Here is a 9738-nt window from a genome sequence, read left to right as displayed (position 1 = left end):
ATCATCCAAGCCGCAAAGCGCGGGCACCAAGGGTTAGACTCAAACCACTAGACAATCTGATTGACAATAAGCCTAACGCCGCGCGACACCTTCGATCTGTCAACCGGGTGAATGCCTGCAGGTAATTGCCCACGCCCATAACGGCTTGGTTCAAGCGCGGATGGTGTTGAGGATGGTCGCGAAGGTGGTCCCGCCCGTCAGACGTGCGGTGTCGACGACGGTATGGACCGCCGCCTCGCCGTCGGCGGACCACCTGGCCCGGTAGCCGTTCGTGACCTTGCGCTGCACGACGGCTGGGCGGAGAGCGCGCTCGCAGCCGTTGTTGGTGACGGCGACGCGGCCGGGATGGTCGAGGAAGACCAGGAGTTGGTCACGGGCACGGCCGATCTTGGCCTGCAACTCGCGGGCTACCGCGCAGCCACTCGGCGTCGTCAGGATCGCCCCGAGTTGCCGATCCAGGCTGCGGCGCTTGGCCGACAAGGTGGAGGCTACCAGGTCGGTGACCTGCCCGGCGAGGGCGAACGCCGACTGGAGCCAGAGTTGGAGACGCCAGGGCACCGGATCGTCGCTGGCCACCACCTCGGCCCGGCGCAGCCCCGCCAGCGCCGCGTCCCGGCCCTCGGCAAAGTGGCCGTGCGCACGCCGCGAGCCCGTTCATCAGCCCGCCCTGGCTCAGAGTGAGCCCGAACAGGTCCGACAAGGCGGCCTGCAACCGCTCGTAGGAGAGCGCCTGGAAGATCTTGAGGTAAGTCGCCACCGCGTGCAGCCGCGGACCGAACGGTGTGCCGCGGGCCGCCTCCGGAACCGGGGCGACGACGCGCGTGCCACAGCCGGGGCAGGTCACCGCCAGGCGCCAGTGCTGGGTCACATGCGGCACCACTGTCGGCAGGTCGGTCTGCTCGGTCGCACTGACAACCTCGGCCGTCAGCGTGGCTGACAGCGGGGCGCCGCTGCCCGTGCAGTGCTCCGGTCGATGCTTGACGAGCGTGTCGGGATCCTGTGCCAGAGCGCGCTTGTGCCCCTCGTGCCCGGGCTTTGCGCCGCCGGGGCGGGACGTCTCGCGCTGCTCCTTGCAGTCGGTGGCGGGTGGCTTGGAGGAGGTGCGCGAGGTCTTCGCCGGCCGGTGCAGCTTCAGCACCAGCTCGATCAGCTCTTCCTTGCTCAGGCGCTCCAGCTCGCTGCAGCTCATTCCACGAGGGAATCAGCCCAACCGCGTCACCGCAAGGGGCATCGCGCCAACCCACCTCGACCGTGCCAACCGTGACAGGCGCTATTAGTCTCAAGCCCCGTGGGTAAATACAAGCTTCCTTCCAACCTCCGCATCGGTTGTATGCGCCGGAGCGAAGCGGGCGCCTAGCACAATGAATCGGACGTCGCGCAAGAGTACGGCTACGGGACGCACTGCAATGTTGCTGCGGACGACGTCGGACACATTTCCGGGCGCCTCGAACTGGCTCGTGCCGGGCCCAGGCTAATCCGAATGGGCACCGGCACTCATGCGCCGAACCCTCTGCCATCAATCAGCGCGTCGGCGGTGGAGCGCGCCCGTATCATACCAGCGCGCATATGCATCGACGTGTCGATGCATATGCGTTCGGCGGATCAGTGCCGGCGGCCGTTCGGGCTTGATCAGTGCCGTTGAACGAGACCGTTCGACAGCACTGCGGTATCAGTCGTCCAGCCCGAGCCCGCTCGGCAGGCCACGAACGGCCTCCGTTTACGGGCCTCTCTACACGGCTCGGGATCGCAGAGTGAATCGGCGAGCGTGCGATAGTGACGGTCGTCGACTTCGAACGGCCGCTGTCGGACGTCGAGCGGCCGTTCCGGCGGCCTAGGTCGATGTTCTGGAAGTGGCGCATTGCTGCTGTTCGTCAAGTTGCAATTGCAGTGGGTCAGCGATCATCCGCGAGCCAGTGTGCGAGACAGAGGACGTAACCGAGACACGTGCGGGACATTTCCCGCTGCCGAAACCGCTGATAGCGGGACAGGACAGGACAGGACACCCCCGTACAGGGGTATCCGTTGTCCCGCCTGCGGTCAGGAGGGATCTGGTAATGACCGAGGCTGTGTCAAAACGCATTGACCGTGGCCGCCAGCGCGGATCAGCAGGATGCGGACGGCGGCGCGGAGGGCAGCTTAGGCTCGAATGGCCCGGATGAGCCAAGGTGCGCCGAACAAGCGGATCATCCGCTTCACGTTGTAGGCGAGGATCGCGAGACTCATCTCGGTTCTCACGCCTTTCAGGCCCTTCGTCAGGAACGGCGTACTGCCCATCCAAGCTTTCAGCGTTCTGAAGACGTGCTCGACCGTGGCGCGCCGTACCGCCATGGCGTCAGGCATGGCCTCCAGCACCGCATCGTGTTTCCAGCGCTTGAAGCGCTTGACCTTCTCGGGCGTGCAGCGCGCCCGCATCGCGCAAACGTGACAGGCTTCCAGGTTCCGGTAATGGTCTATGTCACCATGCCGATCGAAGCGGGCGGCAGACTTCGTCAGTACAGCGCCTGTCGGACAGACGTAGTGATCGGCCGCGGCGTCGTAGACGATGTCGGCGCGCACGAAGAGCCCCTTCTTCGCTCGACCCGACGTATCGGCCCGCGGCATGGCCGGCAGGATGCTCGTGCCTTCGCAGGCCAGAACGTCGTCGCCGTTGTGGTAGCCGCGATCGGCCAGAACTGTGACCTCCTGCGCGCTGATGGCCTGTCTGGCCCGACCGCCCATCGGACCGAGCTGGGTCCGGTCGTGGCCCTCGTTGACGACGTCATGGTCTACGACGAGATGATGCTCGGGATCGACGGCGATCTGGACGTTGTAAGCCGACGATGCCCGTGCCGCGCCCGCTTGTCGCCATCGAGCGCGCGTCCGGGTCGGTCAGTGAGACCTGTCCGTCGTACGCGGCCTCCACGCGTTCCTGCATCTCACGCAAGTAGGCCATCTGCCGGCGCAGAGCGGCGATCTTCTCGCCGATGCGCTGGGTGCGCGCCTCGGGAACGTCGTTGTCTTCCCTGTCCGCCCGGTCGAGCGCCGCGAGGTAGCGGGCGATGCTGGCATCCACCTGCTCCAGGCGCTTGGCGACCTTGGCCACGGTGTAGTTGCGGTCCCTGTTGTTGACCGCTTTGAACTTCGATCTGTCCAAGGCGACGGTCGCCCTGGCGAAGAGCCTCAGATCCCGGCACAGCACCACGAACTGTCGATAGGCCGCCTGGATCTCAGGCCCGTTGTCGCGCCTGAAGTTGGCGATCGTCTTGTGGTCGGGAGCCAGGCGACCGGTCAGCCACATCACCTCGATGTTGCGCTGCGCCTCACGCTCAAGCCGCCGGCTCGACGGCAACCGGTTGAGATAGCCGTAGAGGTAGAGCTCCAGAAGCGTGGCCGGATCATAAGCTGGCCGCCCCGTCGCTGCGGGCTCGAAGCGGGTGAAGCCTAGGGTGCCCAGTTCGAGTTCGTCGATGAAGGCCTTGACCACCCGAACCGGATTGTCCCCGGTGACATAGTCGTCCAGCGAACTGCGCAGCAACCAGGACTGCCGACGGTCCTGCCCTTCGACGAACCGACCCATGCTGGCCTCCGCAGATGAGGCCACAAGTCTATCCCAGAGTGGACTATTGACACAGCCTCGACTCGAAGCGGTCGTTCACGGTGCACGTCGGCAACGTCCGCTTGCGAGGGCATTGCTGACATCAGGGTTTTGACAATGACCAGGGACGCGCTCGACCACGGCGCAGTACAGGCGGCTTGCCGATGCAGGAAGGCGCCGCGTCGCCTCATGCGAGAGGCAGTCGCCGCCGCAGCGCGACGGGCTGCGGCGAGTTGGAAAGCCTGAGCAGCGAGGAATTGATTGAGCTGGTGCTGCAGCGCCCGCTCGCGGCTCACTCGCCGCACAAGCCAGGAGCCATCAAAGACTTCCGGTGCCGATGCCAACACGTCGGGTGGAGCGGATTTCAAGACGCCGACGTGACTGCCGGGTTCAGATCCGCAGGTCGGCTGCGGCGTCGGTCTCGGTGCGCGCGCCCGAGATCTTCTTCATGAGGGTCATGAACACGGTCCGCTCCGCGGGTGAGAGCGCGGCCACCGTGTCCTCGTGCGCCTGCCGGACTGCGTCGGCCATCGCGTCGTGGATCGCCCTGCCCTGCTCCGTCAGGCAACATTGCTGCGACCGGCGGTCGACGGGCGAGGTCGTCCGGGTCACGAAGCCTCGCGCTTCGAGGCGTCGCAGCGCGCCCGTGGTGGTGGTCCGATCCAGGGCGACGGCGTGCGCCAGGGTCGTCTGGTCGGCCTCGCCCCGCACCATCAGCTCCGAGATCAGGCTGTACTGCAGCGGCGTGACGCGGAAAGCGGCGCAGCGCTCGGAGAAGAGGCTGACGTGGATCTGGTAGAGCCGCCGGGCGAGGAAGCCCGGACGGTCGGACAGCGGCCAGGCTCCTCCCGCCGCCTCCGGCACGAGCGTATCTGCGCACGCGATGGGCCGTGTCGCCTCCTTCGCCGTGTTTTCGGCGCCGCTGTCCATAGCCGACCCTCTTACCACCCGCTGCTCCAGGCTGGCACACATCCTGCTACCGAAAAAATACGAAGCATGCTTCCCTTTTTGCATGATCGTGCACGGCCTCACTGCGGCGTAGCGAATCTGCGAGCAAGGTAGAGCGATGGACAACAACCGGTACGACCTGCTGCTGCGCGGCGGACGTGTGATCTGCCCGGCCTCCGGGATCGATGGCATCCGCGACGTGGCAGTGCGCGACGGCCACATCGCGGCCGTGCAGGAGGCGATTCTGCCATCCTCGGCCGCCGAGGTGGTCGACGTCTCCGGCAAGCTCGTCCTGCCGGGCCTGATCGACACGCACGCCCACGTCTACCAGTACGTCACCGGCCGCTTCGGCCTGAACCCCGACATGGTGGGCGTGCGCTCGGGCGTCACCACCGTCGTCGATCAGGGCGGGCCCTCCTGCATGACCCTGCCGGGCTTCCGGCATCATATTGCCGAGCAATCCGACACGCGGGTGCTCGCGTTCCTGTCCGCCTACCTCGTCGGCGGGCTCGAAGGGCACTTCTATCCCAACCTCTACAGCCCGGACGGCGTGGACATCGACGCCACCGTCAAGGCTGCGGTGGAGAACCGCGACCTCGTGCGGGGCATCAAGGGCCACGCCGAGATCGGCGGCTTCGCCCGCTGGGGCATCAAGGTGATGGAGATGGCCGCCGAGATCAGCCGGCGCGCCGACCTGCCGCTCTACGTGCATTTCGGCCAGCTCTGGGGCCTGCCGGAATCGGGCGCCAACGGCGAGGACGCAAACACCATCATGGAGCGGGTGATCCCGCTCCTGCGCCCCGGCGACGTGCTCGCCCACCCCTTCACCCGCCACCCCGGCGGCTTCATCAACGAGGAGGGCGAGGTCCACCCGGTGATCAAGGCGGCGCTCGACGCGGGCCTCAAGGTCGATGTCGGCCATGGCAGCCACTTCTCCTACCGGGTCGCGCGGGCGGCGATCCCGGCGGGCGTGGTGCCCTACACCCTCGGGGCCGACATGCACGGCTACAACACGGAAGTGCCGCGGCCCGCGGGCACCCCCGACGAGCACCACGACGACGAGAACCACCCCTTCCTCGGCCAGGCGCGCTTCAGCCTGACCCAGGCGATGTCCTCGATGATGGCACTGGGCATCCCCTTCGAGGAGGTGGTGCCGATGGTGTCCTCGCACCCGGCGAAGATGCTCGGCCTTTCCGACCGCATCGGCGCGCTCACCCCCGGCTTCGAGGCCGACGTCTCGGTGCTGCACGACGACCGCGGGCGCTTCCTCCTGCGCGACAACGAGGACACGCGGGTGGTGGTGGACAGGCTGCTGCGCCCGGCCTTCTGCCTGCGGGCGGGCAGGCGCTTCGACGCCGATTCCCCGATCCTGCCGCAGGCGATCGCGGCCTGATGAGCGCGCCCATCGGCTCTCGCCAGGGCGTCGGCGCGCCGCTCCCCCGCAAGGAGGACGACCGCCTGATGCGCGGGCGCGGCCTGTACGTCGGCGACATACGGCTGCCGCGCATGCAGGACGTAGCCTTCGTGCGCAGTCCCCTGGCGCATGCGCGCATCCGCGCCATCCACGTGCCAGAGGCGCATCGCGGCCGGGTGTTCACGGCCGCCGACCTCGCCGGGGTCGCGCCGATCCGGGCTGTGTCGGGTCTGCCCGGCTTCAAGGTCTGCGAGCAGCCGCCTCTCGCGCTCGGCAAGGTGCGGCAGGTCGGCGAACTCGTCGCCTTCTGCGTCGCCCCGACCCGCGCGGAGGCAGAGGACGTCGCGGCCTCGGTCGTCCTCGACCTGGAGGAGCTGCCGGCCGTGCACGACATGCTCGCCGCCCGCGAGCCCGGCGCGGCCCTGGTGCACGAGCACTGGGGCGACAACGTCTTCCTGGAGACGTTGGTGGATGTCGGCATCGCCTCGGCCCTCGACGCGCCGATCCGCGTGTCCCGCACCATCACGACCGCGCGCCAGTGCATGGCGCCCATCGAGGGGCGCGGCGTGGTCGCCCATCTCGACCACCGCCTCGACCAGCTCACCGTCCACACCGCGAGCCAGATGCCGCACATCGTGCGCAACGGCCTCGCCGAGTGCCTGGGGATCGCGCAGGAGCGCATCCGCATCGTCTCGCCGGACGTCGGCGGCGGCTTCGGCTACAAGGCGATCCTGCTCGCGGAGGAGATCTGCCTCTCCTGGCTCGCGCTGCGCTGCGGCCATCCGGTGCGCTGGCTGGAGGACCGGCGCGAGCACCTCACCGCCAACGCCAATTGCCGCGAGCACCACTACTGCATTACGGCTTACGCCGAACGCGACGGCACCTTGCGCGGCATCGACTGCGAGGCGACGGTCGATTCGGGCGCCTACTCGGCCTACCCGTTCTCGGCCTGCCTGGAGGCCGCGCAGGTGGCGAGCATCCTGCCCGGCCCCTACGACTTCCCGGCCTATCGCTGCCGCACGTGGTCGGTGGCGACGAACAAGTGCCCGATCCTGCCCTATCGCGGCGTCGCCCGCACGGGCGTGTGCTTCGCGATGGAACTGATCCTCGACGCGGTGGCGGCGGAGGCCGGGCTCGCCCCGGAGGTCGTGCGCGAGAAGAACCTCGTGCGGCCCGAGCAGATGCCGTTCGACAACATCACGAACAAGCACTTCGACAGCGGCGACTACCCGCAGGCGCTGGCGCGCGCGCTGGCCGCCATCGACGCCGAGGACGTACGGGCGCGCCAGCGCGCGGGTGAGCCGGACGGGCGCCGCATCGGGCTCGGGCTCGCGGTCTACTGCGAGCAGGCGGCGCACGGCACCTCCGTCTACGCGGGCTGGGGCATCCCGATGGTGCCGGGCCACGAGCAGGCGAGCGCCCGGCTCACCCCGGACGGTGGGCTGGAACTGCGCGTCGGCGCCCACTCGCACGGCCAGGGGCTGGAGACGACGCTGGCGCAGGTCGCGCACGAGATCCTGGGCGTACCGGTCGCGCGCACGCGCCTCGTGCACGGCGACACCGCCGCGACGCCCTACTCCACGGGCGCCTGGGGCTCGCGCATGATGGTGATGGTGGGCGGCGCGGTCGCCGCCGCCTGCGAGGCCCTTCGCGAGCGGGCCGTGCGGATCGGTGCGCACCTGCTCCAGGCCGAGCCGGAGGCCTGCCGCTACGAGGCCGGCCGGGTGATCGGTCCGTCGGGCGACCTGCCCGTCGAGGAGATCGCCCGCACGTGGTACCGGCGCCCGCAGGACCTCGCGCCCGACACCGATCCGGGCGGGCTCGAAGTCACGGCCGGCTACAAGCCCGTGCGGGATTCCGGCACGTTCTCCTACGCCGCGCATGCGGCGGTCGTTGCGGTCGACCCCGACCTCGGCGCCGTCGAGATCCTCGACTACGTGGTGGTCGAGGACGGCGGCACCCTGGTGAACCCGCTCGTCGTCGACGGCCAGATCTACGGCGGCCTCGCGCAGGGCATCGGCACCGCACTGTACGAGGAGATGCGCTTCGACGGCCGCGGCCAGCCGCTCGCCTCCACTTTCGCCGACTACCTGCTGCCCGGCCCGGCCGAGGTGCCCGCAATTCGCATCGAGCACATGGAGACGCCCTCCCCCTACACGCGCTTCGGCCAGAAGGGCATCGGCGAGGGAGGGGCCATCGCGCCGCCCGCGGCGCTCGCCAACGCGATCAACGACGCGCTTCGCCCCCTCGGGGTCGAGATGCTGCACTCGCCCGTCACCCCGCGGCGCATCGTCGAGGCGATCCTCGCAGCGCGGGCGCCTGCCCGCACCCGAGCGGCCGCATGAAGCCCGCGCCTTTCGCCTACGAGCGCCCGCGCGACCTCGCCACGCTTCTCGCCCGGCTCGCCGAGGTCACGGGCAGCGTGAAGCTGATCGCGGGCGGCCAGTCGCTCGGCCCGATGCTCAACCTGCGCCTCGTCGAGCCGGACTTGATCCTCGACATCACCGGCCTGCCGGACCTCCGGCAGGCGGCCGTGGAGGGCGGCACGCTGGTGCTCGGCGCCTGCGTCACCCACGCCGACATCGAGGACGGGCGCGTGCCCGACGTGACCGGAGGCGCCCTCCGGCGTGTGGCCGCTGCCATCGCCTACCGGCCCGTGCGCAACCGTGGCACCGTGGGCGGCAGCCTCGTCCACGCCGATCCCGCCGCGGACTGGGTCACGGCCCTCACGGCGCTCGGCGCCGAGGTCGAGATCGCCGGACGGACCGGCCGCCGGCGGCTGCCGGTGGAGCGCTTCGTCACCGGCGCCCTGGAAGTGGCCCTGGAGCGAGGCGAGGTGCTCGTCGCCGTGCGGGTCCCGGCGCGGCCCAAGGGCACGGCCTGGGGCTACGTCAAGCACTGCGCCAAGATCGGCGAGTTCGCGCACGCCATCGGGGCGGTGCGGCTCGATCCCGCCGCCGGATGCGGCCGAGCGGTGATCGGCGCCGTCGAGGGGCCGCCCCTCCTCTTCGCCGACGCGCGCCCGCTCTTCGGCGGCCGGATCGGCCCCGATTTCGCCCGGCACTTCGACCCCGTCGCGGCGGACAGCGCGCTCGCCGCGGCCGGCATGGCGGACCCGGTCGAGCGTCACGTCCACGTCACGGTGCTGGCCCGCGCGGTGGCGCAGGCCGCCCGCCCGATCCCTATGCCCCTCACGGAGGCCGCATGAGCGCCGGACTGGCGGAGGTGCCCGCGGCGCGGCGCATGGCGGTTCAGCTGACCGTGAACGGCCGGCCCGTGCGGGTGGAGGCCGAGCCGCGCAGCCACCTCGGCGACGTCCTGCGCGAGGACCTGACTCTCACGGGCACGCATCTGNAGCACGGCGTCTGCGGCGCCTGCACGGTGCTGATCGACGGCGAGCCGGCGCGTGCCTGCCTGACCTTCGCGGGAGCCTGCGCGGGCGCCGAGATCACCACGATCGAGGGCCTCGACGACGATCCGGTCGCGGCGGAGCTGCGCGCGGCCTTCAACCGCGAGCACGCGCTCCAGTGCGGCTACTGCACGCCCGGCATGCTGGTCTCTGCCCGCGACCTCGTGCTGCGGCTGCCCGAGGCGGACGCGCAGCGCATCCGGGTCGGCCTCTCGGGCAACCTCTGCCGCTGCACCGGCTACGCCGGCATCGTGCGGGCGGTGGGAAGCGTGATCGCCGAGCGCCGCGCCCGCGGCATCCGCCCCGTCGCCCTCGACCAGCGCCCCCTCGGCCCGGTCGGCGCGCGGGCCGGCGGGCGCGCCGCCGCCGCTCCGCGCCAGGTGCCGCGCGCGA

5 protein-coding genes and 3 pseudogenes are annotated in these 9738 nt (G+C 69.9%); 5 read left to right on the top strand and 3 right to left on the bottom strand.

Features of this window, described 5'->3' with window-relative positions; all coding sequences use genetic code 11:
- Positions 1-150: 150 nt before the first annotated feature.
- From DT057_RS04970 to DT057_RS04960, 3 genes and pseudogenes are all read right to left on the bottom strand, one after another.
- A pseudogene (locus DT057_RS04970) lies at positions 151-1189 on the bottom strand (IS66 family transposase).
- Positions 1190-2136: 947 nt separating this feature from the next.
- Positions 2137-3556 (bottom strand): annotated as a pseudogene (locus tag DT057_RS04965) (IS1182 family transposase).
- A gap of 408 nt (positions 3557-3964) precedes the next feature.
- A complete protein-coding gene (locus tag DT057_RS04960) occupies positions 3965-4504 on the bottom strand; it encodes a MarR family winged helix-turn-helix transcriptional regulator (protein WP_128561010.1) in 540 nt (179 codons plus the stop codon).
- 136 nt (positions 4505-4640) lie between these two features.
- On the opposite strand from DT057_RS04960, the gene DT057_RS04955 reads away from it, so the two are divergent.
- The 5 genes and pseudogenes from DT057_RS04955 to DT057_RS04940 form a co-directional block, all read left to right on the top strand.
- Positions 4641-5915, top strand: coding sequence for an amidohydrolase/deacetylase family metallohydrolase (locus tag DT057_RS04955; protein ID WP_128561009.1), 1275 nt, complete (start codon positions 4641-4643; stop codon positions 5913-5915).
- Positions 5915-8281: a xanthine dehydrogenase family protein molybdopterin-binding subunit gene (locus tag DT057_RS04950; protein ID WP_128561008.1), complete on the top strand. Its 2367-nt coding sequence runs from the start codon at positions 5915-5917 to the stop codon at positions 8279-8281. The genes DT057_RS04955 and DT057_RS04950 overlap by 1 nt, the downstream gene beginning before the upstream one ends.
- Positions 8278-9144, top strand: a complete 867-nt coding sequence (locus tag DT057_RS04945) for an FAD binding domain-containing protein (RefSeq protein ID WP_128561007.1) — start codon at positions 8278-8280, stop codon at positions 9142-9144. Before DT057_RS04950 ends, DT057_RS04945 begins: the two co-directional genes overlap by 4 nt.
- Positions 9141-9290 (top strand): annotated as a pseudogene (locus DT057_RS36485) (carbon monoxide dehydrogenase); the annotation flags it as partial. The gene DT057_RS04945 and the pseudogene DT057_RS36485, both read left to right, overlap by 4 nt.
- Position 9291: 1 nt before the next feature.
- Positions 9292-9738, top strand: a 447-nt coding sequence (locus DT057_RS04940; protein WP_244937341.1) for a (2Fe-2S)-binding protein, incomplete at both ends; no start/stop codon positions are given.

It is taken from the genome of Methylobacterium crusticola, assembly GCF_003574465.1.
GTDB classification, from domain to species: Bacteria; Pseudomonadota; Alphaproteobacteria; order Rhizobiales; family Beijerinckiaceae; genus Methylobacterium; species Methylobacterium crusticola.
The sequence above is the reverse complement of the archived record's forward strand: the minus strand, read 5'-3'. Positions and strand labels throughout refer to the sequence as shown.